This window comes from Amycolatopsis sp. NPDC001319 (assembly GCF_042896185.1).
Classification (GTDB): Bacteria; Actinomycetota; Actinomycetes; order Mycobacteriales; family Pseudonocardiaceae; genus Amycolatopsis.
Genome location: NZ_JBIAWY010000001.1, coordinates 913,410 through 939,512, shown reverse-complemented (window position 1 = coordinate 939,512; position 26,103 = coordinate 913,410). Strand labels below are relative to the sequence as shown.

Genomic DNA, 26,103 nt, shown 5'->3' with positions numbered 1-26,103 from the left:
GGAGTACCCCGCCCGGCGGCCGTCGCCAGGACCGGAGCGACAGGGCGACGTAGCACCGGGAGGGCACCTATGCCAGGACGCTTGCACCCGCGGCCCGGAAGCTGCACGAACGTCGCGCTGTGCGAAGTGAAACGAACGGCGCTCGTCGGGCCGGAGCCGACGCCGGCGATCTGACCAATCGGATCATTGCTTCGCCTTACCGACACGTTTTGCAAGCTGGGTCGCAGCTGATTTCATCGCACGCTCATTGATGGTTCGCCTGACCTTATAGATATAATCTGGTACTTGAGGTGCAGACATCCGCAGGTCGTAAAGTCGCTCTTGCCAAACCAACAAATCGGCACCGTCAACGTTTGCGTTCACCTCCTCTAGGCGACACTCAATAGAGCTAGCTAAATCTCGGCGCTCCTTGGCTGATCGCCACACGCCGGCTACATACTGTACAACGTCAAGAAACGCTGGCAATATGGGAAGCAATACGCCGACAAGGAACGTTAGAAGAGACAGGCTGGCAACTATGCTCACGATAATCAGAACAATACTCCACGCAGCTGTGACGCTTGTCCAGACAATTGCGGTCGTGCGAAGTAGGCTATCAGAATAAGCAGCGTTTGTGCGCTGGGATGCAGCCACGGTGAAAGCGCCGGAATTTTCTTGATCTACAGGGTACCAATCCAGGAGGCGTTCTTTTTCTGCAGTATTTTCCAGGTTAAGATCGGGGCCTGCGATCTTGGAAATTTCCTCCATTAGCGGCAAGTTTGAGCGCTGAATACTCGACGGCATCCCAAACACGAGAAAATCGAACTGTTCTTGCACTGCGGCAGCCTTGGCCGTAGATGCGGATTGGAGCAGGACCAACAGTGTGCGCCCCAAAAAAATCCACAATCCTGCGACAGCGCCCGCAACGACGGCAAGCTGTGGCCAGATGACTGAGATAACTGGCGCCGCAAGTCCAATGGTCAGCATGCCAAGCCATCGAACAGCTAGCCAGCGCTTCGCGCGCGAGTAAAGACGCCGCTGGGCTATCAATAGCCGCAAAGCATCCGGCTCGTTTTGCCGAGTCGCCATCAACGCACTTTTCGGCGGCGTGTACTCGGTCTGATTATTCGGCATATTCAGACCGCCTCGCATCTTGTGCAGCACAGTGTCGATGTACTCATATCACTGATTGAACAGGAGCTCTAGTTGATTGATTGCGAGTGAGTCTTTGCCTTCTTGCTCGTAATCCTTAGCTTTCAAGGCCCTACCAAATGCAGTACTGAGTTTGGACAGCGCGTCTTGGCGACTGGATTCAGACGAACAAGCACCGAAACGTGTGCTGAGTCCGGTCGGGTCGTTCATGGATGCAAGATCGGCAATCTGCATATTCCTGAGAGTTAAGTACAAGTCCCATAGAGGCGAGTACGACTGTTCGCCATCCATATGCTTCGCCGCCCGCATCTCCAAGTAGCATGAAGAGACAGGAACACTCCTTTTATACTTCCAGACCTTGAGTTGGCGAGCCAACTTCTTGGCTGCTCCATCGTGCTTTTTATTAACCTCGGTAACATATTTGTTGTGGTCTTTCGGGAAGGTTCTCATCCATTCGCCCGCGGGGTCGGAAATCCAATATCCCGAATTTGCCTCGTACGCTGGAACCACTTCAACATCCCCGTCGGAGAAACGGCACACGATCGCAGGTCGACGAACGACAATTGAAGTCAACGGATACCGTCCTTGAAGTGCCTCCTTAACCTTGTTTAACATGGTCCAAGGGGAGCTGGGACGAGCACCCTTGAGGGATGCGAGAAAGTCAGCATCACTGTATTGCCAGACGCCAGTCCCATGCTTCATTGAGCCAATCTCAAACATTTCGTGCAGGCCGAGAAACACATCTAGGCGAGTCTCGAGGGCATGTCGATGTTTGCGAGCTGCATCGAATTCTGTCGACGTCGGAGTGTAAAGACTGTTCAGATTGTTCAACCACGCGCGTGCTGCGGCTGTCATCACTACCGTCCCTTAACAGGCTCGCTGATCATTCCGGGGGGCTGCGCCTGCGCAAGATGGCTCTTGCCGTTAGCTCACGCACTCGCTGGCAACAACAGTTGTCGCTTCCTAACTCGACGTCGTTACGGACTGACGTGCCCCCGTGATCAGATTGTCATCATGAGCAGTCGGAGAGCCTTAGCGGCTCGAAATTGCGCGAACCTAAAACAGGGGAGATTCGAAGCGCTGACACCTGCGGGTCGACGTCGCACGAGTGGGCTCAGCCATATGACGCAGGTATGGCAAGTTCTGCTGGCTGCGACCGAGCACGACTTGTCGGTGAGGTCGACTTCCGCGTCGGTCGATGGCAGGAGCTGATACGAGCCGAGGGCCAGCGCGTTTGGCGCTAGTCAGCATCGTTCGCCTCCTTCGCCGCGCCGCGCTGGGTGCTCGGTGACCGGCGGGTGCGGACGCTCCGCGCCGCGCAGCGCGGCACTGGCTACATGTGGACGACCGCGCAGGTCGAAGACACCCCGAAAGCCAGCGGGTTCGCCAAATGGCTCCCGCTGCCGAAGGTGGGCGAACCGCGGTACTGCCGTCACATGCTCGACCCGGCCACGCGGCTCACCTCGTAGGCCAACCGCTCGCCGGCCGCGCCGGTTGTTCGAGCTCGGGGAACGACCTCTACGCGGTCCACCGCCGCCGACTTCGACGAGCCCTTCGCACTAGACGTAGGGGAAGTGGCACAGTGAGTGCAGGGCGATCCACGGAGCGGATGCGAGGAGAAAGCGTGACCGACACTGCGCGAAACGGAGGATGGTTACACGTGGCACAGTCTGTCGCGGCTCCGCCTGATGGCTCCAACGCCGGCGAGGTGATCCGCTGGTACCGGCAGCAGCACAACCTCACGCAGCAAGACGCCGCTGACCTGCTCAGCACCACGCAGTCGTGGGTTTCCAAGATCGAGAAGGGCAAGCTGGTCCCCGGGGTCGCCGAGCTGCGGTCGATCGCGAGCAAGCTGCACATTCCGCCGGAGCGTTTGGGTGTTCTACCCGACCGCTCGGCCGATGCTGTACCCAAGCGCGGACAGGTCAGTGAGGCCGGCGTGCCGCACGAGAGCCAGGAGCGATGGAAGTTCGTGCGGCGGGAGTTGAACGCCAATCGTGCGGTGCTCGGTGACCTCGCGTCCGCGCTGTATCCACGTGCGCAGGTCGTCCCGGGCACGACCGTCCTCACTCAGCCCGGTTGGCTGCCCTCGAGCCCGGTCGAGCTGACCGACGTGGAGCTGAGCTGGATCGCCGAAGCGCCGCCCAAGCCGACCATCACGGGCGGCGTTGAGCAGACCAAGGGTGTTCGGCCGCTCGCCGCGGACGGGGAGCACTTTCGGCTGTACTCTCGCGCCCTTCGAGACCTCGCCCGGCCGAAGCTCCTGGACAACCGGGTCAGCTACCGACTCGTCGACGTTGACTGGTCCGGCGACCGGGGTCGCCTCGGGTTCAACTACACGACCTACTTTGACGTGCTCGACGTGTGTGAAGCGGCAGCCCACGAGTTCGCCGACGCATGGCTCCGTGCGGGGCGGAAGCGGCCCAGCCTCGCCCACCTGCCGTTGCGACGGCACATCGAGGACCCGTTCGACCTGCTGGCGCGCCCGATGCTGCCCAGCATCAACACGCTGACCATCAGGCGCGACCCGATCGACGGGCATCGGATGTTCCTGCACCGCCGTGACGCCAAAGCCACTGCTGTCGCAGGCGGCATGTTCCACGTCATCCCCGCTGGGGTGTTCCAGCCGGCCGCGTTGGCGCCGGCGCACCAGTCGAACGACTTCTCGATCTGGCGCAATATCCAGCGCGAGTACTCCGAGGAGTTCCTCGGCAACCCCGAGCATGACGGCAACTCTCTCGACCCGATCGACTACGACCAGGACGAGCCGTTCCGCTCGTTCGCCGCCGCTCGCGCGGCCGGCGACTTCCGGGTCTTCACCTGCGCAGTGGTGCTTGAACCGCTGACCCTGTGGGTAGAGCTGCTGACTGTCGCGGTCATTGACGGCCCGGTGTTCGACAAGCTCTTCGCCGACATGGTCGAGGTCAACGAGGAAGGAGCTGCAGTCAGCACCGACGCGGCTCGGCCGACCGTTGGAATTCCCTTCAACACCGAGGCCCGAGAGCGGCTAAAGTCCGAGCCTCTTTCACCGATCTCGCGGGCTTGTATCGAGCTGGCCTGGCAGCACCGCAACACGCTGCTGGCAAGCTGACCACGTGCGCGTTCTCGTCACCGGCGCAGCCGGGTTCCTCGGACACGCCGTCGTCGCTGCCCTCGCCAACCGGGGACATGAACCGGTGGCGTTCGTGCGCGATGCGTCCAGAGCGCCACAGGGGGCAACGGCGGCGGCAGTGGGGAGCCTGGAGGACCTGGCCAGCCTCCGCGCCGCGGTCGACGACGTCGAGGGCGTCTGCCACCTCGCGGCCCGCGCGCGCGTGCGCGAGTCTCTGACCGACCCTGTGAGCTACTGGCGCACCAACGTCAGCGGCACTCTCAACCTTCTCGACGCGCTCACGAGGCGAGACGCGCCGGCCAGCCTCGTGCTGGCGTCGACGGCGGCCGTCTACGGCAGTCCCGAGGCTCAGCCCATCACCGAAGACGCGCCGATCGCTCCGACGAACCCATACGGTGCGACCAAGGCTGCGGCCGACTTCGCAGCTGCAAACGTCGCGGCGACGGGACGGCTTGGAGCGATCAGCCTCCGCGCGTTCAACATCGCCGGTGCCGTTGGCGGCTGCCACGATCGTGACCTCACCCGCCTGATTCCGAAGGTGCTCGCCGTTCAGGCCGGGCTCGTCGACGAGTTGGGCCTCAACGGCGACGGGACGGCAGTCCGCGACTTCGTGCACGTGGCTGACATGGCCCACGCCTTCGTCCTGGCGATCGAGGCGTGCACGGTTGGCGAGTGGCGTGTCTACAACGTCGGCAGCGGCCGGGAGACGTCGATCAACGACGTTCTCGCTGTGGTCGAGCAGGTGACCGGACGTGCGGTCCGGACCAAGCCGAATCCGCCCGCGAACGAGCCGCGTGTACTGCTCGCGGACAGCCGACGCATCCGCGACGAGTTGGGTTGGCAAGCCCCGAACTCAGATTTGTTGCGGATTCTTTCGGACGGCTGGAGCGCCCTGACCAGCGCGTATGCCACCCCGGAATAGTCCTGTTCGGAATAGGTTTGACGCGACTGTAGATCGCCTACCAACCCAACCTTCTTTGCGGTGTTCTTAATGCATCACAGCGAACAAGAACACCGAGAGGAAGTAGCGAGATGGCGAAGAATCCCTTCAGCATCAAGACCGGCGGCGGGATCCTCAAGAAGGCGGTCGGGGCGGTGATCGTCCTCGCCGTGCTGGCCCTGGTGATCCATCACCCGCACGACGCGGCTGGCATGGTCAACTCGGCCACGGACAAGGGCAACGGCATCATCGACAGCGTTGCGCAGTTCTTCCGGGACCTGGGCAACGGCTAATCGCGGCCGGCCATGAGGTCATCGACGGACTTCCGCAGCGAAGCGACCTCGGCCTGCAGATCTTTGACCGTTGCGGACAGCTCGGGCAGGGATGGCAGAGGCTCGTCGGAGTCCGGGATGGAAGCGGCCACGAACGTGCCGATCGGTGCCCGCGTGTTGACCCAGCCACGATCGCGAAGCAGCCCTAGCGCCTTCTGCAGCGTGGCGATCGCGACGTCGTACCGCTCGGCCATGTCCCGCTGGCTCGGCAGCTTCTCCCCCAACGCGTAGGTACCGGACCGGATCTCTTCGGCGATCTTCTCGGCTACCTGCTCAAACGGCGCCTGAAGTCGGGACTCTGCCTCCATAGGCGCCATATTAGCGACACAAACCACCATGGCCTAGTTCACCCAAACGGCCGATACCAGCTTTAACCTAGTACATACTAGTTTGTAATGGCAGACGACGAACGGAGACGAACGATGAGGAACGCACACCAGAGCCGCCGCCAGGTCGAGATGGCCGCGCCTGACCTGGACTTCGACTACTTCGAGGACACGACCGGTTTGGCCGGCGACGGGTTCGCGGTGGACACCTTCGACGCCGTGACCGAGCTGGCCGACCTGTATGCGGAGATCGCCGAGATTGACGCGGCGCTGGCCGAGTTCGAGGGTCCGGTGGCTCCGGTGCTGCCGCTGTTCGAGCAGAACGTGATCGTGGGCAGCAAGGTCGGCCACGGCAAGACCGCCGGGATTCTCGCCGTGTTCTTCGGTGAGGTGGCGTGATGGCTGACCGCCTGTTCCTCCCGGCCGAGTTCTCGAATCTGGCGGCCACGATGCCGCCCGCGTCGGCGACGCCGGAAGCCCGGTGGGCGTGGCTGAACCAGACGCACAGCGACTTGCGCCAGATGTTCGGCGGCCCGCACGGGCTGGTGGCGATGCGGCTGGCCAAGGTGATCGACCAGGCCCGCGCCGCCGCGCTCGACGAGATCAAGACCAGCACCACCGCTTCGGCCGCCTGAGGCCTTCCGCGCACACCTTCCGCGCACATTTTCCGCAATTCCCGAATTTCCGCCCGGGAACCGCCATGCCTTCTCCCGGTTCGGCCCGCTCGAAAGGACCGCTCATGACCAGCACTGCGACCACCGCGACCGCGGGCCGCTTCCGCGACCTGGCGGCCACCCTGACCCGCAACGCCACGATCCTGGCCACCGCCGGCCTGCCGGACACCGTCGTGACGGTCCGCACGGACGTCTACCGCGACGTCGCGGCACAGCTGCACCTGCTGGCCGAGGCCGAGACCGAGGGCAATCCGCTCGTGGTGGTGCTGGCCGAAGCCGACGCCGCGATCGCGGTGGCCCGCCGCTTCGAGCAGCTGGCCGGGCAGCTGCTGCGCAACGCTCGCCTGCTCAGCACTCGCACCACCGGCCCGGTGATGCACCGCCGCGCCACGGTCTACCGCGACGTGGCCGCCACGGCCCGCCTGTGGGCCGAGGACGAAGCCGCCCACGCCGCCCGCCGCGTGCGGCGCACCAGCCGGCCGCCGCTGTCGACCGTGCTGGCCGTGGCGAACCCCATTGTGGAGCAGGCCGCGGCCCGGGCACCGCGGGTGCGCCCGGCGTTCCTGGACGCCCTGATCGACGCCATCGCCACGCGGCGCCGGCAGGGCTGGTCAGTTTCGCGGCTGACGCTGTGGCTCCGCTCGACGCTGCGCGACCCGCAGACCGACGCCATCCACCCGTGCGCGCAGCGCTCGTTTGTCTCCTACGTCACCGAACTGCTTGCCCACCCGCAGAGCGGCCACCTCCCGTCAGCCGCGTGACCGCCAGACCCGTCCGAAGTCACCCTCCTGAAAGGACAGTCCACATGTCGCTGATTGGCTCCCTGGCCGCGAAGCTGGCCGCCCGGTTCGATGACCGGAACCCGGTGTTCTACGCCGCCGACATGGTGGCCTTCACCCTCCGGGACGGGGTGTGGCACGTGCTGGTGATCCAGCGCGGCTGGAACCCGCACAAGGGGAAGCTCGCCCTGCCCGGCGGGCACGTCGACCGCAACGAGAAGTCGCACACCGCCGCGGTGCGGGAGCTGGCCGAGGAAACCGGCATCCAGGTGCCGTCCCGCGTGCTCGTCGACCAGCTCGGAATCTGGGACGACCCGCTGCGCGACGCCCGGGGCCGGTACGTGTCGGTGGCCTACACCGTCGTACTCGACGACGCACCCGACCCGATCGCGGCCGACGACGCCGCCGCGGCCGAATGGATGCCGGTCCACATCGCCACGCGCGTCGCAGCGAAGGGCGGGTTCGCCTTCGACCACAGCCAGATGCTCGCTCTGGCCCTCCACCACCACGGCATTTCCGAGCCGTCCTGGCCGGGCACCGACCGGGACGCGTAACCACCGACCACCAACTGCTGAACCGAAAACCGTACAGAAAGGACAGTCCATGACCGGACCCGAGCACTACCTCGAAGCCGAAAGGCTTGTCGCCTCGACGAGCATGCGCGACCTCCTCCCCGAAGACGCAAACAAGCTGGCCGCCGCCCAGGTGCATGCCACGCTCGCGCTGACGGCGGCGACGATCGCCTCGGCCGGCCAGCGGGCCACCGTGGCATGGGCCGAGGCCACGGAGGTGGCCGCGTGACCTCGACCCTGATCACGCAGGCCGCCCGCAAGCTCGACTGCCGCGAATCCATCGCCGCCGCTTTCGTCAACGCCGTGCTCAGCAAGCACCGCCAGGGCTGGAAAGCGCCGGCCATCGCCAGGTGGCTCGTCTCCTGGCTCGACCCCAAGGACCCCGCCGCGAACACCGAGTTCGTGGCCTGGGTGCTCAAGAACAAGCACCTGGAAGGGGCGGGCTGATGCTGAACGTGTTCATGACCGCCCGCCTGCTCGACACCGCCAACCGCTGCTCGGTCGGGCACGAGCTGCGGGTGTGCTTCCGCTACGACCCGGCCGACCCGTACGCGGTGCAGCTGAACGTCACCGACTCCGGCGGCCGGCGAATCAAGTGGCTGTTCAGCCGCGACCTGCTCGCCGACGGCCTCACCGGCCACGCCGGTCACGGCGACGTCCGCATCACCTCCTTCGCCGACACCGTCGAAATCGTCCTGTCCTCCCCGGACGGCATGGCGCGCCTGGAGTTCTCCCGCGCCGACCTGCAACGCGGCCTCGACGAGACCGAAACCCTCGTGCCCACCGGCGCCGAAGCCGCCGCGTTCGACTGGGACCACGAGATCGCCCTGCTCGGCCGCGACGCCGCCTGACCCACCACCCCGCACCACAACACAGAGGCCGCCGGCCTCTGCTCCGCCGCGCCCGGAAAACCCGGTCGCGACAACGAAACCGAGGAGACGAGGAACCGACAATGACCAACTTCGACGACGCGGTCCGCGACGCCCGCTCGACGCTGCAGTGCGCCCACAACGACAAGAGCAAGCTCTCGGCTGCAGAACAAGCGCGGCTGCAGAAGCTCAGCGGCGAGGCCATCGCGACGCTCGGGCTCGCGAACACCCTGCGCCGCAAGCACGGCGAGAAGACCGCAATCCGCAAGATCCAGAACGCGGTGACCAACTACGCCAGCGCCGTCATCCACGCCCGCAACGCCGCCGGCCGTCGATAACCCGCCCACCACCGCAGGACTACCGGGGCGATCCCGCCGACCTCGACGTCCGGGATCGCCCCGGTGCACCAAAACCCACCAGCAAGCCCGTCAACCACAACGGAAGGACGTAAACCGATGAGTTACGCGGACTGGCAGACGCGGGAGCTTCAGCGCTGGATCAAGGACGGCGACGATCTCGCCGCCAAGGCCCGCAAACTCGGCTCGCCGGGCAATAAGCTCGCGGCCCTGCGGAAGTGGGCTGCGGCTGCCTTCGACCGGGAGGTCCTCAAGGGCAAGGACGGCGACTTCCGTTACGTCAAGGACCTCATCGTCACCTACCACAGCGCCGCCATCGCCGAATGGAACGCCCTGCGCTGACGACCGCGCCACCTGATCCGCCCGCAATCCCTTGACACAGAAGGAGAACCACGCCATGCGACGCTCTCGCGAGGCCGACAACCGCAAGCGCATCGACCCCGATCTGAACGGGGTCACGACCCTGGGACGGTGCCTCGGATGCCGACGCCGCACCAACAAGAACACCAACCTGTGCGGACGCCCGGCCTGCGCCCGCGCGGTCGCGGCGGTGATGGAATGACCGCCTGCCGGCACACCGCGTTCATCGCAAAGCTCAAGGGCGGCTGGGTCTACAAGACCTGCCGCAACTGCCCGCATTCGTGGTCGGAATCGATGCCACGGCGCGAATCGCGCAAGCCGCTCACCGCGGTCAAGCGCTGAGGACCCCGGCCCGGTGGCCCAAGCCTCGCGAGCACGTCCCACCGGGCCGGGGTCTGACCCCGCTCTCCCAGCAGTCACGTACCCGGAAAGGGGAAACCCAATGGTAGCGGCCACAACCACCACCGGCCCGGCGGCCACCGGCCGCCCCGACCACCCGCCGGCCGAACCCGTCGGCGCCTACCACCGCGCCGCCTCCGAGCCCCCACGCCGCGCCGGCGCCTGCCGCTGCACCAGCTACTGCCACAAGCCCACCACTCCCGCCTGCCGCTTGCAGGCCCACTGAGCCAGCAAGGAGCGCTGCCCCATGACCCACACAACCCGCCACCCCCGTGACAAGGCGAAGAAGCCGGCCGAGGTCGTGCTGTGCATCGACGCAGACTGCCCCGCGTGCGGCTGGCCCGAGCGCACGCTCACGTTGCCCCAGGCCATCTTCGGCTGTCCGCAGTGCACCTACACGAGCATCGAGCGAGGTGCGTGATGAACGTGTTCGAGGTGCTGGAGCGCAAGGGAACGCTGGTGCTGCTCGGGTTCCTGGCCGCGCTGCTGGGGTTCGTGGTGCTGCACCTGATCCGGATCCCGCTGGTGCTGCTCGCCGCGATCCTGGCCGGCGTGATGGCCCGCCTGAACACCGGCCTGCAGCGCCTGGCGACCGACCCGCCGCGCGGCCCGGTCAACCAGTTTTTCCCCCCGAACTTCCCCGTGACCCGGAAGGAGCCCGCCCATGTCTGACCTCAAGATGCCCGGCCCGGCCACCCGCGAGGACGCCGCCGGCGCGCTGCAGCTGGCCCGCGCCGACGCACAGCGGATGGCGCTGACGATGGTGGCGGGCAACCTGCTCGTGGTCGCCGTCATCGTCGTGGCCTGCGTGCTGCTCACCCGCTCGTGGATGCCGCCGTGGTGGGGCTGGGGCCTGATCGGCCTCTACGCCGCCGGCGTCCTGGAAGGCGGATACGACCTCGCCGGGATCGTGACCGGGCGGATGACGTTCGACACCCGCCTCGACGACGGCACCACCGTGCACCTGTGCGGTCGCCGCCACTGCCCGCACTACCCGGAGGTGACGCCATGACCGAGCAGCACCCGTGCCGCACCCGGACCGAAAAGGCTCTGGTGTGGACGGTCGGACGCTTCGGCGAGCTCGCCGCGGTCGGCGCGCCGGTCGTGATCGGCGCGTTCACCACCAGCTGGCTCGACCTGCTCTCCGCCGCTATCGCCGCGGTCTGGGCCGCGCACGAGATCCGCCTGCACCGCGCGACCCGCAGTACCCGTGCTGCGGTCGCCGGCACCCTGCCCCGACCCCAGCTCACCACGACCTCGACCGACCCGGCCCAGGCCGGCGAGGCCGAGCCCACCGGCCGGAAGGAGGCCAACGCATGACCACCACGACCGAACACCTCGACGACGGCGAGCCCGGCGGCGAGTTCTCCCACGGCCTGGCCGCCCTCGAACGCCACCTCGCCGAAGTCGCCGACGCCGAAACCATCGGGCCGGACGAGGACGGCACGACGAGCCCGGACCCGCGCGAGACCACCAGCGCGGGCCGGGCGGGGGTGACGCGGCGGGTCAAGCGCCGCGTGGCCGAGCACGAGGAGGCCCACCGGCTGCTCGTGCTGGAGGCCGACACCGCACCGTTCGAGGTCACCACCGACAAGGTCCGCACCCGCCGCAAGGCCGTCAACGAGGCCGCCGCGCTGTGGCAGCTCTCCCGCGACCCACGCGTGCTGGCCTACCGCGACGCCCGGATGCTGCGCCTGATCATCGGTGTCGCGCTGGTGTCGCTGGTGTTGGCGCTGGCCTGGTCCACCGCCGGGGTCCAGGCCTTCGCGGCCGAGGGCAACCCGCCCTGGAGCCCGCAGTGGTGCTTCGCGTGGCTGGCCGAACCGTTCTGCTCGCTCGCCCTGCTCATGGTCGTGGCCGGCCGCGCCTACCTCACCACCCGCGGCCAGCCGCTGCGCTCGGGCAGCGTCGAGCGCACCGAGTGGGTGTTCCTCGGACTCACCCTCGGCATGAACGCCTGGCCACACCTGCCCGGTGTCGCCCAGGACTTCACCGTGTCCAGCCTCGTGCTGCACCTGCTCGGCCCGGTCGTCGCCGTCGCGGTCGTGCGCTGCCTGCCCCACCTGCTCGCCGCGTTCTCCACCCTCGACGTCAACCCCGACACCCCCACAGAGCCGACCCCGACAACGACCACTCCGGCGAGCGTGGCCGCGGTCGCCGACCCTGCCCCGGCGGTGGACCCGCCGGCCGCCCCTGCCCCGCGACGGATCGCTCCGGCCCGCCGGCCGGGCGGACGCAAGACGGTCCGCTCGACCATCCCCGAGCCGAAACGACGCGGACTCGACGAGCTGCGCGAGGAGTTCAAGGCGCTGCTCAAGAACCCGCCCCCGGGATTCCGCCCGGACGTCATCGGCGACATCCGCGAGGCGCTGCACTGCGGCCAGAAGTACGCCGTGGCGCTGCGCAACGAATACAAGAACCGCCCCACCGACTAACCCCACCCGGGTCCGGGCAGGGTCGGTCACCCTGCCTACCGGGCATGCGGTGCCGACTCTGCCCGTGACCTGCACGAGTACACCGCAGGAGGACCCCATGGCACCCACCGACCACCACGACGAGAACACCCCCGAGTACACCCGTGACGACGCTGTCGAGTCCGCCGGTGAGCTGGCCACGGTCCACCCCCTGCGCACGGTCGAGTCCACCGGTCCGGCCATTCAGGGTGAGCTCGTGTCCGACGAGGAGTGGGCCCTGCTCACCTCCCCGCGGGCGCAGGCCGCGTGGCGCTACCGGCAGTACCGCGACAACGCGGTCACCGTCGCCCGGGTCACCCGCACCGCGGTCACCCACGACGCGACGAAGACGTCGCTGCGGTTCGTCGGCCGCCACGTCTCCTACACGATCGGCGGCGGCCTCATCGTCGCGAAGCGGGTGTGGGAGGCGAAGACGAACTCCCGCTACGAGCGGCTGATGCGCTCGGCCGAGTCCAGCGGCAACACCGACGAGCTGCACTACTGGGAGGAGCGCGCCGAGCTGGCCAAGGAGAAGCGCCACCAGCGGACCATGGACTGGCTCGACGCACCCAAGCGGATCGTGAAGGGCGCCGGGCTCGCGCTGCTGGTCGCGATCGTGCTCCTGTTCGGGATCGGCTGCATGCTGGGGATCGCGTTCAAGGACTGGGGCATGGTCATCTCCCCGTTCACCGCGGTCACCGACGTGGTCCGCTGGATCGCGATCGCGATTTCCGTGGCCTGGGGCCCGTTCCTGCTCGGTGCCCCGTGGCTCGCCGCGGTCGTGCTGCACCACATCGGCCGCAAGGCCGAGGCCCACCCATCGTGGCTGGCCCCGTCCGGCGCGTCCGGTTCGGACGCAAACGTGCTGGTCACGGCCGATGGGATCGTGACCGCGTTGCGGCACCTGAACATCCCCGCGCTCAAGGCCGCGCTCAAGGAAGGCTGGGTCCCGCGCTTCGAGCTCACCCCGACCCGCGAGGGCTCGGGGGCGTTCAAGGGCTACCGGGCAATCGTCGACCTGCCGATGGGCGTCACCCCCACGATGGTCGCCGACAAGCGCGACGTGCTGGCCAAGAACCTCAACCGCAACGCGGTCGAGGTGTGGGCCTCGGACTACGGCCAGGAAAAGGGCGGCAAGGCCGGCTACCTCAACCTCTACGTCGCCGACTCCGGCGTCATGGACAAGCCGACCCCGCCGTATCCGCTGCTCAGCGAGGGTATGGCCGACGTGTTCGAGGGTGTCCCGATCGGCATCACCCAGCGCGGCGACATCGTCTTCATGCCGATCAACGGCTCGAACGCGGTGTTCGGAGGCCGCCCGGGGCAAGGCAAGTCCAACGCCCTGCGGGTAATGGTGCTCGGGGTCGCGCTGGACCCGCTCGCCGAGATCCGGGTGCACGTGTTCGCGCTCAACGGCGACTTCGACGCGTACGCACCGCGCCTGTCGATGTATGAGAAGGGAGCCAACCCCGAGCACGCCGCACTGGCCGTCGAGCACCTGGAGCAGCTGTACGCCGAGGTCGAACGGCGTGAGGGGCGCCTGGCCGAGCTGGGCGCCAAGAAGCTCACCCGCCAGATCTCCGAACAGCACGCCGACATGCGCCCGCTGCTCGTGGCCTTCTCCGAGTGCCACGAGCTCTTCGGCAACGCCGAGCACGGCAAAACCGCAGCTGACCTGGCAGTTCAGGTGGTGAAGCGGGGTCGCAAGACGGGCGTGAGCACCGTGTTCGACACCCAGTCTTCGCGGGCGGACGCGATCCCGTCGCAGCTGGTGGAGAACGTCGGCGCCAACGGCTGCTTCTCCGTGAAGACGTGGCGCTCCAACGACGGATTCCTCGGTGACGGCAGCTTCGCCGCCGGAATCCGCGCCACGGAGCTGCGGTTCAACGTCGACCGCGGCACCATGGTCGCCACCGGCATGACCGAAGAGCTGTTCGAGATCGTGCGCACGTTCTTCGTCGAGGTCGACGACGACCGTGGTTGGGACCAGGCCACCGAGGTCATCGAACGGGCAATGGCCCAGCTCAAGCCCGGTACCGCCGTGGCCGGCGCCCGCCCGGCCGCCCAGATCGAGGCCCCGCGCGACCTGCTCGACGACACCCTCGACGTCCTGGGCGACGAGGACAAGGTCAACGCCACCGACGTCGCCGCCCGCCTGCGGGAACTCGCCCCCGGCCACCGCCCCTACCAGGGCCTCACCGCCGAAAAACTCGCGGACGCGCTCAAGGCGGAGGGCGTCAAGGTCACCAAGGTCAGCGTCCTCACGGTGTTCACGGAGCGTGTTCGCGCCGCGATCGTCAAGCGGGACGCCGACGCGTAGGGAGGGAACCCGCCCGCTGTCCCCGAACCCCGCCCACAGCGGGCCGCGGACCGCGGCGCTCCCTCGCATCCCTCGCTCCCTTGCCGATCATCGTCGCTGATCAGCCATAGGGAGCCATCCCAGGTGGCCGGGAAGGGGATTTTCCCTTCCCGACCCCGGATTCCCTCGCCCGCCCCCTGCCGATTCCCTGTCTCGTTCACGCCTCACCATGCCCAAAATTGATTACACACAGTGATATTTGGAGGTTGTTGATGTCTCGTACGATCACCCACACCGAGGCCGGTCCGGTCGACCTGGTCCTCTCCGCCGACATCGCCACGGTAGTGGTCCAGGCGTCCGAGGAGTGCACCACCGCCAGCGTCCACGTGGATTCGGCCGTGGCCGACGGGGCCGAGGCCGCCCGGCTGATTGAGGCCACCACCGCCGAATCGCGCGGCCGCACCTTCGCCGTGACCGTCCCCCGTTCGCAGGGCGCCAGCGGCACCACGATCGTCCGCAACGGCGGGAGCGTGATCATGAGCGCGGGGACCATCACCGGCGACGTGACCGGGCTGGTCATCGGCGGCGACCACCACGGCGTCACGATCGTGAACGGCCAGGTCGTCACCGGGTCCGGGACCTTCACCACCGGCGGCCGGCTGCGAATCATCGCGACCGTCCCTGCGGGTTCGACGCTCACCGTCAAGGGCACGGCGCCCGACGTGACCACCCGTGGGCAGCTTAACCAGGTCAAGGCCGAAACGACCTCCGGGGATCTCACCGTCGGGACCGCCGACCAGGTCGACCTGCGCACCATGTCCGGGGACGTCCGCGTCGGCGCCAGCGGCCACGTCCGTGCCAAGACGATGTCCGGCGACGTCACGCTCGACCAGCTCGACGGCACCGCCCACGTCAAGACCATGTCCGGGGACATCCGGGTCGCCGCGGTCGCCAAATCCACGGTCACCGCCGAATCGATGTCCGGCGACATCACCCTCGACGCCCCGCGCGGGATCGAGATCGACGCCAAGACCCGCACCATGTCCGGCCGCACCTCGAACCGGCGGTCGTGACCATGACCAGCCGCACCGTCAAGGGCCTGGCCCTGTTCGCCGCGCTTCAAGCCACCTTCGCCGACGTCCACCCGGTCTGTGACCAGTGGGTCCAGTCCAGCGCCGACGCCATCGGCAAAGGCGCACCGGGCCGGGAGGGCGCGAAGCACTGCGCCCGCCACGTCGCCACCTACACCGCCGGGCAGGTCGCCGCCGGCCTCGCGGTCACCCGCGTACTGGGTTTCCGCACCCCGCTGCGCGCGGTGGCCACGGGCGCGGCGATCAACGCCGTGACGCACTACCTGATCGACCGCCGCGAACCGCTCAAAGCCCTGGCGCGCAAGGCAGGCAAGGGCGGCTACCTCGACCACGCCACTGTCCAGCGCCGCCAGCTGCCCGACGGCACCGGCTTGGTGGACGAGGCCGGGCCGGGTACCGCGCTGATGGAGCTGGACCAGGCAGCTCACCGCGCGATCGGCGTCGTTGCCTCGCTGATCACTACCTGGATCGCCCTGCGGGCCCGCGACCACTAAGGACCCGCCGACCTTCGACCCCGACCCTCGAGCAGTCAACGACAAGGAGCACCGCCATGGCCAGCGACAAGGACCTCGACCTGACGGTCACCAGCCGGGGCGCGTTCGTCACGGTCGCCTGGAACTCGCGCCGCGAGCGCCTGATGTTCCGCATCGACCGCCGCACGGGCGAAGCCCTCGACGCCCGCGGTAACCAGGTCGACTCCAGCGACGCGCGCGTGATCCAGCAAGCGCTCAACGCGGCCGGCGAGGCACCGCTGGGTAAAGCCGTCTGGCGCCTGCACCGCTGGTGACCCGCCGCCCGCACACCCGAGACCCCGACCACGCCGAGGAGTAATCCCCGTGATCACCCAGCCCGACCCCGCCGCGATCGCGGCCCAGCTGCGCCAGACCGACACCGAAGAGCAGGGCGCCACATACCTGAAGGCGCTGCTCCTGGACCGCGAGCAGCTGCTCGCGGTCGCAGTCGCGCTCGGGCTCACCCGCATCCCAGCCGGGCTGAGCACGAAGAAACTCACCGAACGCGTGCTGAACCAAGCGATCGGCGCCCGCCGCAAGTTCGCCGGCCTGCGGAGCTGGTGATGGCCCGCTACAGCCCCGACGAGGCCTCAACGCTCGCGCTTGCCGCGCACGAGGTCGCCCACGCAGTCGCCTGCCGTGCGGCGGCCGCCACCCGCGCGAGCCGGCTGACCGTGCGGCGCGTGGTCCTCACCGCCGAGAACGGGTTCATCCAGCACTCACCGGTGGACCCCGACAACCAGGACCAGATCAACACCGCGCTGATCGTGGCCCTCGCTGGCCGCGAAGGCGCCGCACGCTGGGTCCAGCGCAACGCCGGCTACTGGCGCGGCTCCGCCATGCGCTGGGCCGCCCAGGGCTGCGACTCGGACCTGACCTACTTCCACCGGATGAAGCACCACTCCAACCGTTCGACCGGCTGGCTCGAGAACCGGGCCCGCGCCGTGGTCGCCGGCAACTGGGGCCGCATCGACCGCCTCGCCCACAAGCTCGCCGCCGACGGCCGCCTCTCCGGCAGGCACTTCGCCTGAACCAGTCGCACCTTTTCCAACGCCCGCAACGAAACCCGCTAGGAAGGATCGACCACGATGACCACCCCCATCGTCGGCAACGGCGACGAGCTCACCACGATGCTCAACCAGCACGGCTTCGGCCCGGTCACCCGCACCTCGCTGCGGCGGCTCGGCGGCCCGGAGGTCCCGATCTACACCATCGCGCCCGACTCTCCCACCAAAGCCCACGCCCTGCTGCGGTGGCTGGACATCGTCGAGATGGTCGACGCGACCGCGGGCAAACGCGACGCCAGGGACCCGCTCGTGCGGCTCAACATCCGCGGCCGGTTCCCGCACGGAGAGCGGGTCGTCGTGACGGCCATCTTCGACGAACGCACTGAGACCGCCCAGACCGACCACATCTACGCCGTCATCGAGGCCCAGCAGATCCGGCAACTGGTAGCCACGCTCGCGGACATGGAACAGGACTGAACCCGAGCCCGACCACTTCCAGCGAGAGCTGAACACCGACACCCGACTCACCCCGGCCGGCGCCCCGCTGGCCGGGGTGAGCTGTGTCCACAGTGGAGAATGGGAGGCCCGATGGCTGAGCGTCTGGTGGTGTCGCTGCGGCGGTGGGCGCTGGAGTTTGCTGGCAGGGGGTGGCCGGTCTACCCGTTGCGGCCCGGCGCCAAGCGGCCGGACTGGCATCGCAAAGACCGCTGCCCGCAGGCCGGCCGCTGCGCCGACGGGCACGTCACCCCCGAGCAGATGGCCTCGACCGACCCCGGCCTGATCGAGCGGGCGTGGGCGGCGACGCCATGGAACATCGCGCTCTTCCCCGGCCCGGCCGGGCTGCTCGCGATCGACTGCGACCAGCCCAAGCCCGGGCACACCGGCGGCGGTGACCCCGACGGCTGGACCCAGCTGCAACGACTGGCGGCCGAGCGGGGCGGCCCGCTGCCCGACACGTTCACCGTCACCACCCCCACCGGCGGCCGGCATCTGCTCTACACCGTGCCGCCCGGGTGCGTGCTGCGCTCGACGGTCAAGCACATCGCCAGCAACGTCGACACCCGCGGCTGGGGCGGCTACCTCGTCGGCGCCGGATCACTCCGCCCGGACGGCGCCTACGAACTGCTCGACGACACCACCCCGGTGCAGCTGCCGGGGTGGTTGGTCCAAGCCAACGTCGAACACGCCTCCACGGCCATCTCAGAGCCAGGCGAGAAGGCCGTAGCCGCCCCGAGCGCCTACGCCGCGAAGGCATTGCAGGCCGAGACCGACCGCGTCCGCAGCGAGGCACCAGGGCGCCGGAACAAGGTGCTCTCGACCGCCGCCTTCGCGCTCGGGCAGCTCGTCGGCGCTGGGCTGCTCGACGAACACCACGCCCGCACCGAGCTGCAGACCGCCGTCGCCGCCTGGGGCGACACCGCCTCGCTCGGCAAAGACCACGGCGTCATCGACACCAGCCTGCGCGCCGGCGCCGCCAACCCTCGGCGCGTCAAACCCCGCGGCCACCGCGCCGCATAACCGTGATGGAGGTGACACACGATGGCACGTCAACACCAGTGGGTCCTCGCGGCGGTCTGTTGGTCACCCGACCGGGAGTTCACCCGTGGCACCTGGCACGACAAACCCCTGATGTCCCACGGCATCGCGCCACGCGACAAGCTCGCGACCCGCCGCCAGCCGCGCGCCCTACTCGGAGAGGAAGCCGGGTCAATACCGGAAGCGGGCTGTGTTCAGGTCAATCCGCAGCTGAAAGTCCGTGAGCGGGACTCCACCCCCGCTAGGGATGAGGACGAGTCCCACGGCTTGGATCACCTCATCCGCTTCCAGCGCGGCTTCTATGTCACCCCGTTCCCATGCGACACGCGACGCCTCGAAGAGCGGACGAAGCTCGGCCCATGCGGCTTCGGGCTCGAACCGGCATTCCGACCAGAACATGTCCTGTTCCTCGAAGAAGAGCGTCCCGATAAGACGGTTTCCCTGTCTGAGTTGCCAACTCTGCTCGGTCATTCGGTCCCCTCCGCTGCGCTGACGGGAACCGTAGCGCGCACTGGCTGCGGCCGGTCGTCGAAGGGCTCGGAGCGGGCCACCACAGCCCTACGACGGCCGGCACCACGGCCGTACCGCTCCCACGGCGTCCTGGCCGCCAACAACCTCACTGGTCACGGCGAGTGATTTGATCGCGGGTCGGACCGTGGACCTTGCAGTCGGGGTTCGTGCATTCGGCCGCGTGCCGTTCGTTATGGGCCGTCACCATCTTCTCGTGCCGCGCCAAGAACTGGGCGTCGCGCCGGGCCTTCCAGGGCGACGGAGCCAGGCGGCCGGTAACCAGAAGCTCATTCCGCGCGTAGTCGTTGGCGGTCCGTTCGACCTCCAGCCCGGCAGCTGTGAGGATCGCGAACATCGCCTCCTCCATCGCGTCGCCGATCGCGGCGGACAACCGCGAGAACGCGGCGACCTCCTCGCCCTCGCGGTGCGGATCGTCGAACCACGCTTCCAGCGCGGCGCCGCCGAGAAGGTTGCCGACCTTCCAGTCGACCAGCACACCCCGCAGGTCAGGCATATCGACATAGGCGATCGCGCCGGCCGTTCCGTCCGGATTCGCTTCGGGCACCACCGGTAGCCCGGCCGCGACGAGCTCGGACTGTACGACCCCCAGCAACGCATTCAGGCGATGGCGCCGCTCGGGGTCCACACCGAAAGGGTTCTCCGTCATACCCGCATCGTCCCAGCTGCTCCGACGAGTCGTGCAGTGACCAGTCACTGACCACAACCGGCACCAGACCGGGCCGGGCACCGACGCGGTGCCCGGTTTTCGCCGTGCCTGCCCATCCCCTGAGCAAAGGAGATCGATCCATGTACACCGTCACGGACCTGTTCTGCGGGGCCGGCGGCTCCGGGCTCGGTGCCACCGCTGTGCCCGGGGTCGAACTGCACATGGCCGCCAACCACAGTCCCCGCGCGATCGAGACCCACGAGGCGAACTTCCCCGACTGCAAGCACGACTGCGCCGACATCTCCCAAGTGGAGCCTCGCCGCTACCGGCGCACCAACATTCTGTGGGCCTCCCCGGAGTGCACCAACCACTCGATCGCGAAAGGCCGCCGCCGCGCTGACCCAGCGCAAGCGTCGCTGTTCGAGGACGAGGTGCCCGACCACGTGGCCGAGCGGTCGCGGGCGACGATGTGGGACGTGCCGCGCTTCGCCGAGGCCCACCGCTACGACGTCGTGATCGTCGAGAACGTGGTCGACGCGGTGAAGTGGGAGCCGTTCCGGGCGTGGCTTTTGGCGATGGACTCCTACGGCTACGACCACCACATCGTGTCGCTGAACTCGATGCACGCCCCCGCGATCGCCGCGCCGTGGGCACCGCAGAGCCGGGACCGGATGTACGTCGTGTTCTGGCGCAAGGGAAACCCGCGCCCGAAACTCGACATCCGCCCGCAGGCCTACTGCCCGGCCTGCGACATGGTCGTCGAGGCGGTGCAGTCGTTCAAGCCCGGCCGTACGGTCGGGCGCTACCGCCAGCAGTACGTGTACCGGTGCCCGCGCTTCGCCACGTGCCGCTCGGTGGTCGAGCCGTTCGCGCTGCCCGCGGCGGCGGTGATCGACTGGTCCAACCAGGGCCAGCGGATCGGGGACCGCCCCAAGCCGCTCTCGGACAAGACGATCGACCGCATCAAGGCCGGGCTCGCCCGCTACGGCCGGCCGATGACGTTCGAGGCCACCGGCAACACCTGCGTGCGCCCCGGTTCCGGGTACGCGCGGGCGTGGCCGGCCGACTGGCCCACCGCCACGCTGACGACCTCGCACACCCGGGCGCTGCTCGTGCCCAGCGGCGGCACCCGCAACGAGGACGCCCGGCCGGCGGGCGAGCCGTTCCGGACCCGCACCACCAGCGAGTGGGAGGGACTGCTGGTGCCGCTGGAGGGCCGCGACGGCAAACACGCCGCCTCGACGGGAATGCCGATGCGCACGCAGACCGCGCGGCACGAGACGGCGCTGGTGGTGCCCTACTACTCGACCGGCGTCGCGCACCCCGCCGACGGGCGGGCGATGCCGACGATGACCACCGTCGACACGGCCGGGCTCGCGTTCGTGGCCGAGCTGCGCGGCGGCGGCTCGACCGCACGCGACGTCCACGAGCCGCTGGCGACCGTCTGCGCGTCGGGCAACCACCACATGCTCGTGCGCCACAACTCCAGCCGTGGCGCGGGCGGGGAGATGTGCACCCCCGTCGCCGAACCTGCCCGCACGCTCACCACCGCTGGGCACGAGTCGGTCGTCGGCTGGCCCGCGTCGGCGCCGGCGGTGGAGGACTGCTCGTTCCGGATGCTCACCGTTGGCGAGGTCCAGGCCGCCATGGCCTTCACCCCGGACTACGTGATCACCGGGAACAAGCGCGAAGCCATCCGCCAGCTCGGCAACGGCGTCACCCCGCCCGCCGCCGAATGGCTCGTCGCCGCCGCCGTCGACTCGCTCGAACACACCAGCCGCCGCGCCGCCTGACACCGCACCCGTTGCGGTCGCTGTCGTCGCGCTTGCTCGATGGGAGATCGCTTTGTCATCGCAAGACGTTGCCGCGGGCGATCACCGGTGTGTCACAACCTACGGTCGGAGCCGCTCGATCTGAGGGTCGTAGCAAACCAATCCGTGCTCTGCAGCGAGTTGAGCAGCCCAGGCGGAGACCTCCTTACACCTGCTCCACACCATCGGGAAGTAGATCAACGGTCCGACTGCCTCTTTAAGCAGCGGCCCGGTCGACCAAGGGCTGTCTTCGCCGTCTTGCTCGCTGATATCCGGGTAGCGATCGAGCAGCGCCGCGACGAAAGCACGGATGCGGTCCGATGGCGGTTCCTGAACGTCGGACTCGACGCGACGCTCATACAGCAGTCGACGAAAAGTGTCGCCGGCCGCCTGGTCGCTGGGCGGACGGTCGCCCTCCCACACCGCCAAGTCATAACTCATACGTGGAGCATGCCAGCGGCACCGCGCACATTCATCAGCACCCACGCGAGCACCTGCACTGCCTGCTCAGCTGGTGAGCCGCGCTCGGCGCGATGCTGCCCCTCCGTCAGGCCGAGCAACTCACGCTCTGGGACGACACGGCGGCCTGACCACCTCGCGCGCTCCGCTGCACTGCTCGATTGGAGATCCTCATGTCCAGCCAGCCGAATCCAGGCCGCCCGCTGTGGGCGGTGAATGCCGAAGGGCGTCCGCGCGTGCGGGTCGGGGAGGACCCCGAGGCGATCCGTGTGCTCACCGATGCGGTGAACCGCCGCATCATCCCCGGGACCTACGTCTCGGACGGGGCGCCGGTGGTGGTCGAGGAGATCTCCGGGGCCGCCGACCCCGCCACCGCCGAAGACGACGTCGCGCTCCCGATCGTCGCCTCGGTGCTCAAGCCGCCCCTGCTGGCCGGGTTGCTGGCCGAGCACGCCGAAGTGTTCCGGCCGAAGAAGGTCGGCGAGAACTGGGTGGATACCGAGGTCACCCCACCCGGACCGGTACTGGGCGCAGTACTGGCCCGCCAGTCCTGGCCCGGACTGCCGGTCCTGCGACGGATCATCTCCACCCCGGTCCTGCGCCCCGACGGCACCCTGCTGCAGGAACCCGGCTACGACCGCGCGACCGGGTTCTACCTCGCCGGCAACCACCACCTCGCCCCGATCCCGGACCACCCGACCCCGCAAGAAGTCGCGCAGGCCCGCGAGTTCCTGTTCGAACGGTTCCTGCGCGACTTCCCGTGGCGCACCGACGCCGACCGCGCGAACTACCTCGCCCTGCTGGTGACGCCGCTGATCCGGCCGTTCACCCGCGCGCTGTCCCCGTTCGGGATGATCGAGGCCTCCATGCCCGGCTCCGGCAAGACCATCCTCGCCGGCTGCGTCGGGCTCCTGGTCGGGCAGCGGGTGCTGACCTGGACCGACTCCGAAGACGAACTCCGGAAATCGATCACGACCGTGCTGTCCGACGCGGTCGGGGTGATCGTGTTCGACAACCTCGCCGAAGGCGCCGTCGTCGACTCGGCCGTGCTCGCCCGCCTGGTCACCGAGCGGACGTGGTCCGACCGCAAGCTCGGCACCAACGCCGCCGCGACGTTCCCGAACGACCGGCTGTGGCTCGCGACCGGGAACAACCTGCGCACCGGCGGCGACATGGCCTCCCGGTCGGTGTGGGTGCGGCTCGACCCGAACTGCCCCCGCCCCGAAACCCGCACCGGATTCACCATCCCCAACCTCGACACCTGGATCCTCGACCCCGCCAACCGCGCCACCGTGCTACGCCACGTCCTGATCCTCATCCTCGACTGGACCGCCCACGGCGCAACCTCAGCGACCGCGGTCCCCCAGATGCGCCAGTTCACCCCCTGGGCCCGGCACCTCGGGGGCTTCCTCGAACACCACGGCGTGCGCGGATTCCTCGCCAACGCCGACGCCACCCGCGACCTCGACGACGAAGACGCCGAATGGCGCTCGTTCTTCCTCACCTGGGAGGAGCTCCACGGCGACCGGCACATGACCGCGCAAGAACTGCGGGTCAGCGGCGAACCGACCGCCGGCTCCGACCCCTGGGCCGGGACCTTCCCGGTCACGCCTTCCGGGAAGCCGCTCACCACCAAGAGCCTCGGCAGGAAGCTGGCAGGGCAGGTGGACCGCTGGCACACCGACGTCGTGTTACGCAGCGAAGTCGACAGCCACCGCAACTGCAAAACCTACTGGGTAGTACGCAACGGCTCCTAGAGACACCGCCAAAAGAAACCCGCAAACCCGCAAACCCGCAAAAGATCTTGCTTCAGCTCTCTCACCAGGGAAAACAAGGTCTCTCGGGGTTGCGGGTTTGTTTGATCATGAACCCCTCGAAACCCGCAAACCCGCGGGTTTGCGGGTTTCTCCCACCACCCCCGGAGAGAAACCCGCAAGCAAAACCCCAGGTCAACGGGCACTTTGCGGGTTTGCGGGTTTGCGGGTTTCTCCACGGCCCCGACGCCCCAGAGCCGCCAAACCCGCACCCCCACCTGCCAGCACTCCACGCCCCTGATCACTCAGCGTCACAGAAGGGAGTTCACAACTTGGAAGAGGTCACCGTCGCCACGGAGGTCGCAACGTTCACTACGCCATCCGCCACCGGTCACCAAACTCGAATCCTTCTGACCGTCGAGGAAGCCGCAGAACAGCTGTCCATCGGCCGCACCACGATGTTCGCCCTCATCAAGGCCGGGGACATCACGACCGTCCGAGTCGGACGCCTTCGTCGCGTGCCGGCCACCGCGGTCGCCGACTACGTCGACCGTCTCACCAGCGCCGGGACTGCGGCCTGACGAAAGGAACTACATCCATGCCCCGCAAGAAGCGACCGGAAGGTACCCGGGCTCCAAATGGTGAAAGCTCCGTCTATCAAGGAACGGATGGCCGCTGGCATGGCCGCGTGACCATGGGGATCCGCGACGACGGGAAGCCCGACCGGCGCCACGTCTCGCGGAAGACAGAAGCCGCCGTGCGCACAGCGGTACGAGAACTCGAGAACCAGCGGGACCAGGGAAAGGTCCGCAAGGCTGGGAAGGGCTGGACGGTCGAGAAGTGGTTGACCCACTGGGTCGAGAACATCGCGGCACCCTCCGTGCGCACGACCACGATGGTCGGATACCGGGCATCGGTCTACAAGCACCTGATTCCCAAGATAGGTGGCCATCGACTCGACAAGCTTCAGCCGGAGCACCTTGAGTCGGCCTACCGCAAGATGATCGCGGGCGGGCTGAAACCGTCCACTGCGCACCTGGCTCATCGAACCGTCCGGGTCGCGCTCAACGAGGCCGTTCGCCGTCGGCACATCGTCGAGAATCCCGCGCGAATTGCGAAGGCGCCGCGTGTCGAGGAGGAGGAGATCGTCCCGCTATCGCGGGAGGACGCTAAGCGGCTCATCCGGGCATCCGGAGAGATCAGGAACGGCGCACGATTCGTCGTGGCCCTCTCGCTCGGCCTCCGCCGTGGCGAGGCGCTCGGCCTCAAGTGGGACGACATTTCACTCACCTGGAAGCACGGCTGCGCGAAGGGTGCTTCGTGTCGACGCACTCTGCTGTCGAGCGAATGCCCGGGGCGCCGCGGTTCGGGGACGATGCGGATCCGCCGCTCGATCGGTCAAAGGAACTGGCAGCACGGGTGCAGTACGGACAAGCCGTGCGGGCACGAATTCGGTGCGTTCTGCCCGTCCCGATGGGGCGGTGGCCTGGTGGTCGGCGAGGTGAAGTCCCGGGCGGGTCGGCGAACGATCGGGATCCCACACCCGCTCGCAGAGGCGCTTGATGCTCACCGTGCGGGTCAGGCAGAGGAGAGGGAGGCAGCAGGTGACCTGTGGGAAGAGGGCGATTGGGTGTTCGCCACGGCGATCGGGCGGCCAACGCACCCGACGCCTGACCATCGTGCGTGGAAGGCGCTGCTTCGCCTCGCCGAAGTACGGGACGCGCGGCTGCACGATCTCCGCCACACGGCCGCGACGGTCCTGCTCGAGCTCAAGGTCCCGCTCCCGGCGGTGATGGAGCTGATGGGCTGGTCGAACGCCGCGATCGCGAAGCGGTACATGCACGTCACGAGCGAGCTGACGGCCGCGATCGCGGACCAGGTCGGCAACCACGTTTGGTACGACGAAGACGAGGAAGAGGACGACGACGAGAACGGTCCGGAGGGTGTCCTGGTACCTGCCTAAGAGGTACATCTGAGACCAGAACTGAGACCACACAGCAGAACGCCGGGTGCCCCTATGCGGGTCACCCGGCGTTCTGCCTAGTAAGAGCGGTGGCGGTGGGATTTGAACCCACGGACGGGATTAACCGTCACACGATTTCGAGTCGTGCTCCTTCGGCCGCTCGGACACGCCACCGCCGAGAACAATACCGG

Annotated in this window: 38 protein-coding genes and 1 tRNA gene; 32 read left to right on the top strand and 7 right to left on the bottom strand. The window is 68.0% G+C overall.

What is annotated here, in order from left to right:
* Positions 1–183: 183 nt before the first annotated feature.
* Positions 184–1,143, bottom strand: a complete 960-nt coding sequence (locus ACFY1H_RS04460) for an S-4TM family putative pore-forming effector (RefSeq protein ID WP_386944560.1) — start codon at positions 1,141–1,143, stop codon at positions 184–186.
* Positions 1,144–1,161: 18 nt separating this feature from the next.
* Positions 1,162–1,986, bottom strand: coding sequence for a nucleotidyltransferase (locus tag ACFY1H_RS04455; protein WP_386944558.1), 825 nt, complete (start codon positions 1,984–1,986; stop codon positions 1,162–1,164).
* Between the two features lie 443 nt (positions 1,987–2,429).
* Here ACFY1H_RS04455 and ACFY1H_RS04450 point away from each other — a divergent pair, with 443 nt between their 5' ends.
* The 4 genes from ACFY1H_RS04450 to ACFY1H_RS04435 all read left to right on the top strand — a co-directional run bounded on the left by ACFY1H_RS04450 (position 2,430) and on the right by ACFY1H_RS04435 (position 5,476).
* Positions 2,430–2,600, top strand: coding sequence for a hypothetical protein (locus ACFY1H_RS04450; RefSeq protein WP_386944556.1), 171 nt, complete (start codon positions 2,430–2,432; stop codon positions 2,598–2,600).
* Between the two features lie 155 nt (positions 2,601–2,755).
* Positions 2,756–4,222, top strand: coding sequence for a helix-turn-helix domain-containing protein (locus tag ACFY1H_RS04445; protein WP_386944554.1), 1,467 nt, complete (start codon positions 2,756–2,758; stop codon positions 4,220–4,222).
* Between the two features lie 4 nt (positions 4,223–4,226).
* Positions 4,227–5,165, top strand: a complete 939-nt coding sequence (locus tag ACFY1H_RS04440) for an NAD-dependent epimerase/dehydratase family protein (RefSeq protein ID WP_386944552.1) — start codon at positions 4,227–4,229, stop codon at positions 5,163–5,165.
* Between the two features lie 110 nt (positions 5,166–5,275).
* A complete protein-coding gene (locus tag ACFY1H_RS04435) occupies positions 5,276–5,476 on the top strand; it encodes a hypothetical protein (protein ID WP_386944550.1) in 201 nt (66 codons plus the stop codon).
* Here the strand turns inward: ACFY1H_RS04435 and ACFY1H_RS04430 are convergent.
* The gene (locus ACFY1H_RS04430) at positions 5,473–5,823 is read right to left on the bottom strand and encodes a GntR family transcriptional regulator (protein ID WP_386944548.1); all 351 of its coding nucleotides are present in this window, start codon (positions 5,821–5,823) and stop codon (positions 5,473–5,475) included. The genes ACFY1H_RS04435 and ACFY1H_RS04430 overlap by 4 nt on opposite strands.
* A 114-nt stretch (positions 5,824–5,937) precedes the next feature.
* On the opposite strand from ACFY1H_RS04430, the gene ACFY1H_RS04425 reads away from it, so the two are divergent.
* The 24 genes from ACFY1H_RS04425 (at position 5,938) to ACFY1H_RS04310 (ending at position 18,730) form a co-directional block, all read left to right on the top strand.
* A complete protein-coding gene (locus ACFY1H_RS04425; protein WP_386944546.1) occupies positions 5,938–6,240 on the top strand; it encodes a hypothetical protein in 303 nt (100 codons plus the stop codon).
* Positions 6,240–6,476, top strand: coding sequence for a hypothetical protein (locus ACFY1H_RS04420; protein ID WP_386944544.1), 237 nt, complete (start codon positions 6,240–6,242; stop codon positions 6,474–6,476). Before ACFY1H_RS04425 ends, ACFY1H_RS04420 begins: the two co-directional genes overlap by 1 nt.
* 104 nt (positions 6,477–6,580) lie before the next feature.
* Positions 6,581–7,276, top strand: coding sequence for a hypothetical protein (locus ACFY1H_RS04415; protein WP_386944543.1), 696 nt, complete (start codon positions 6,581–6,583; stop codon positions 7,274–7,276).
* 44 nt (positions 7,277–7,320) lie between these two features.
* On the top strand, positions 7,321–7,848 hold the full coding sequence (locus tag ACFY1H_RS04410; protein ID WP_386944542.1) for an NUDIX domain-containing protein: 528 nt from the start codon (positions 7,321–7,323) through the stop codon (positions 7,846–7,848).
* Positions 7,849–7,897: 49 nt separating this feature from the next.
* The gene (locus ACFY1H_RS04405; RefSeq protein ID WP_386944541.1) at positions 7,898–8,095 is read left to right on the top strand and encodes a hypothetical protein; all 198 of its coding nucleotides are present in this window, start codon (positions 7,898–7,900) and stop codon (positions 8,093–8,095) included.
* Entirely contained in the window at positions 8,092–8,313 is a 222-nt protein-coding gene (locus ACFY1H_RS04400) for a hypothetical protein (protein WP_386944539.1), read from the top strand. Before ACFY1H_RS04405 ends, ACFY1H_RS04400 begins: the two co-directional genes overlap by 4 nt.
* The gene (locus ACFY1H_RS04395; protein ID WP_386944538.1) at positions 8,313–8,717 is read left to right on the top strand and encodes an SsgA family sporulation/cell division regulator; all 405 of its coding nucleotides are present in this window, start codon (positions 8,313–8,315) and stop codon (positions 8,715–8,717) included. The genes ACFY1H_RS04400 and ACFY1H_RS04395 overlap by 1 nt, the downstream gene beginning before the upstream one ends.
* Positions 8,718–8,818: 101 nt before the next feature.
* Positions 8,819–9,073, top strand: a complete 255-nt coding sequence (locus ACFY1H_RS04390) for a hypothetical protein (protein WP_386944536.1) — start codon at positions 8,819–8,821, stop codon at positions 9,071–9,073.
* Between the two features lie 117 nt (positions 9,074–9,190).
* Positions 9,191–9,433, top strand: a complete 243-nt coding sequence (locus ACFY1H_RS04385; protein WP_386944534.1) for a hypothetical protein — start codon at positions 9,191–9,193, stop codon at positions 9,431–9,433.
* Positions 9,434–9,571: 138 nt separating this feature from the next.
* Positions 9,572–9,793 (top strand): hypothetical protein, encoded by a 222-nt coding sequence (locus ACFY1H_RS04380; protein ID WP_386944532.1) that lies wholly within the window; start codon positions 9,572–9,574, stop codon positions 9,791–9,793.
* 100 nt (positions 9,794–9,893) lie between these two features.
* Entirely contained in the window at positions 9,894–10,076 is a 183-nt protein-coding gene (locus ACFY1H_RS04375) for a hypothetical protein (RefSeq protein WP_386944530.1), read from the top strand.
* 21 nt (positions 10,077–10,097) lie between these two features.
* Positions 10,098–10,271: a hypothetical protein gene (locus ACFY1H_RS04370; RefSeq protein WP_386944528.1), complete on the top strand. Its 174-nt coding sequence runs from the start codon at positions 10,098–10,100 to the stop codon at positions 10,269–10,271.
* The gene (locus ACFY1H_RS04365; protein ID WP_386944527.1) at positions 10,271–10,522 is read left to right on the top strand and encodes a hypothetical protein; all 252 of its coding nucleotides are present in this window, start codon (positions 10,271–10,273) and stop codon (positions 10,520–10,522) included. The genes ACFY1H_RS04370 and ACFY1H_RS04365 overlap by 1 nt, the downstream gene beginning before the upstream one ends.
* Entirely contained in the window at positions 10,515–10,862 is a 348-nt protein-coding gene (locus ACFY1H_RS04360) for a hypothetical protein (protein ID WP_386944525.1), read from the top strand. Before ACFY1H_RS04365 ends, ACFY1H_RS04360 begins: the two co-directional genes overlap by 8 nt.
* Complete coding sequence (locus tag ACFY1H_RS04355) at positions 10,859–11,170, top strand: conjugal transfer protein TraH (protein WP_386944523.1); 312 nt, start codon at positions 10,859–10,861, stop codon at positions 11,168–11,170. The genes ACFY1H_RS04360 and ACFY1H_RS04355 overlap by 4 nt, the downstream gene beginning before the upstream one ends.
* Positions 11,167–12,285, top strand: a complete 1,119-nt coding sequence (locus ACFY1H_RS04350; protein ID WP_386944521.1) for a conjugal transfer protein TraI — start codon at positions 11,167–11,169, stop codon at positions 12,283–12,285. The genes ACFY1H_RS04355 and ACFY1H_RS04350 overlap by 4 nt, the downstream gene beginning before the upstream one ends.
* Positions 12,286–12,382: 97 nt before the next feature.
* Positions 12,383–14,623, top strand: a complete 2,241-nt coding sequence (locus ACFY1H_RS04345) for an FtsK/SpoIIIE domain-containing protein (RefSeq protein ID WP_386944519.1) — start codon at positions 12,383–12,385, stop codon at positions 14,621–14,623.
* A 251-nt stretch (positions 14,624–14,874) separates the two neighbouring features.
* Positions 14,875–15,675 carry a DUF4097 family beta strand repeat-containing protein gene (locus tag ACFY1H_RS04340; RefSeq protein WP_386944517.1) on the top strand — a complete coding sequence of 267 codons (801 nt, stop codon included), beginning with the start codon at positions 14,875–14,877 and terminating at the stop codon, positions 15,673–15,675.
* Between the two features lie 2 nt (positions 15,676–15,677).
* Entirely contained in the window at positions 15,678–16,187 is a 510-nt protein-coding gene (locus tag ACFY1H_RS04335) for a hypothetical protein (RefSeq protein ID WP_386944515.1), read from the top strand.
* A 56-nt stretch (positions 16,188–16,243) separates the two neighbouring features.
* Positions 16,244–16,480 (top strand): hypothetical protein, encoded by a 237-nt coding sequence (locus ACFY1H_RS04330; RefSeq protein ID WP_386944514.1) that lies wholly within the window; start codon positions 16,244–16,246, stop codon positions 16,478–16,480.
* Between the two features lie 49 nt (positions 16,481–16,529).
* Complete coding sequence (locus tag ACFY1H_RS04325) at positions 16,530–16,769, top strand: hypothetical protein (protein ID WP_386944512.1); 240 nt, start codon at positions 16,530–16,532, stop codon at positions 16,767–16,769.
* A complete protein-coding gene (locus ACFY1H_RS04320; RefSeq protein ID WP_386944510.1) occupies positions 16,769–17,236 on the top strand; it encodes a hypothetical protein in 468 nt (155 codons plus the stop codon). The genes ACFY1H_RS04325 and ACFY1H_RS04320 overlap by 1 nt, the downstream gene beginning before the upstream one ends.
* A 57-nt stretch (positions 17,237–17,293) precedes the next feature.
* Complete coding sequence (locus ACFY1H_RS04315) at positions 17,294–17,689, top strand: hypothetical protein (RefSeq protein WP_386944508.1); 396 nt, start codon at positions 17,294–17,296, stop codon at positions 17,687–17,689.
* Between the two features lie 111 nt (positions 17,690–17,800).
* Positions 17,801–18,730 (top strand): bifunctional DNA primase/polymerase, encoded by a 930-nt coding sequence (locus ACFY1H_RS04310; RefSeq protein WP_386944506.1) that lies wholly within the window; start codon positions 17,801–17,803, stop codon positions 18,728–18,730.
* A gap of 189 nt (positions 18,731–18,919) precedes the next feature.
* On the opposite strand, the gene ACFY1H_RS04305 is transcribed toward ACFY1H_RS04310, so the two are convergent.
* Both ACFY1H_RS04305 and ACFY1H_RS04300 read right to left on the bottom strand, forming a co-directional pair.
* Positions 18,920–19,219 (bottom strand): hypothetical protein, encoded by a 300-nt coding sequence (locus tag ACFY1H_RS04305; RefSeq protein WP_386944504.1) that lies wholly within the window; start codon positions 19,217–19,219, stop codon positions 18,920–18,922.
* 145 nt (positions 19,220–19,364) lie between these two features.
* Entirely contained in the window at positions 19,365–19,925 is a 561-nt protein-coding gene (locus ACFY1H_RS04300; RefSeq protein WP_386944502.1) for a hypothetical protein, read from the bottom strand.
* A gap of 140 nt (positions 19,926–20,065) precedes the next feature.
* Here ACFY1H_RS04300 and ACFY1H_RS04295 point away from each other — a divergent pair, with 140 nt between their 5' ends.
* Complete coding sequence (locus ACFY1H_RS04295; protein ID WP_386944500.1) at positions 20,066–21,718, top strand: DNA cytosine methyltransferase; 1,653 nt, start codon at positions 20,066–20,068, stop codon at positions 21,716–21,718.
* 99 nt (positions 21,719–21,817) lie between these two features.
* On the opposite strand, the gene ACFY1H_RS04290 is transcribed toward ACFY1H_RS04295, so the two are convergent.
* Positions 21,818–22,177 (bottom strand): hypothetical protein, encoded by a 360-nt coding sequence (locus ACFY1H_RS04290; RefSeq protein ID WP_386944498.1) that lies wholly within the window; start codon positions 22,175–22,177, stop codon positions 21,818–21,820.
* 191 nt (positions 22,178–22,368) lie between these two features.
* Here ACFY1H_RS04290 and ACFY1H_RS04285 point away from each other — a divergent pair, with 191 nt between their 5' ends.
* The 3 genes from ACFY1H_RS04285 (at position 22,369) to ACFY1H_RS04275 (ending at position 25,912) form a co-directional block, all read left to right on the top strand.
* Positions 22,369–23,952 (top strand): hypothetical protein, encoded by a 1,584-nt coding sequence (locus tag ACFY1H_RS04285; RefSeq protein ID WP_386944496.1) that lies wholly within the window; start codon positions 22,369–22,371, stop codon positions 23,950–23,952.
* A 329-nt stretch (positions 23,953–24,281) separates the two neighbouring features.
* Positions 24,282–24,530: an excisionase family DNA-binding protein gene (locus tag ACFY1H_RS04280; protein WP_386944494.1), complete on the top strand. Its 249-nt coding sequence runs from the start codon at positions 24,282–24,284 to the stop codon at positions 24,528–24,530.
* A gap of 17 nt (positions 24,531–24,547) precedes the next feature.
* Positions 24,548–25,912, top strand: a complete 1,365-nt coding sequence (locus ACFY1H_RS04275) for a tyrosine-type recombinase/integrase (protein ID WP_386944492.1) — start codon at positions 24,548–24,550, stop codon at positions 25,910–25,912.
* An 87-nt stretch (positions 25,913–25,999) separates the two neighbouring features.
* Here the strand turns inward: ACFY1H_RS04275 and ACFY1H_RS04270 are convergent.
* Positions 26,000–26,086: transfer RNA gene (locus ACFY1H_RS04270), tRNA-Ser, on the bottom strand.
* Positions 26,087–26,103 lie beyond the last annotated feature (17 nt).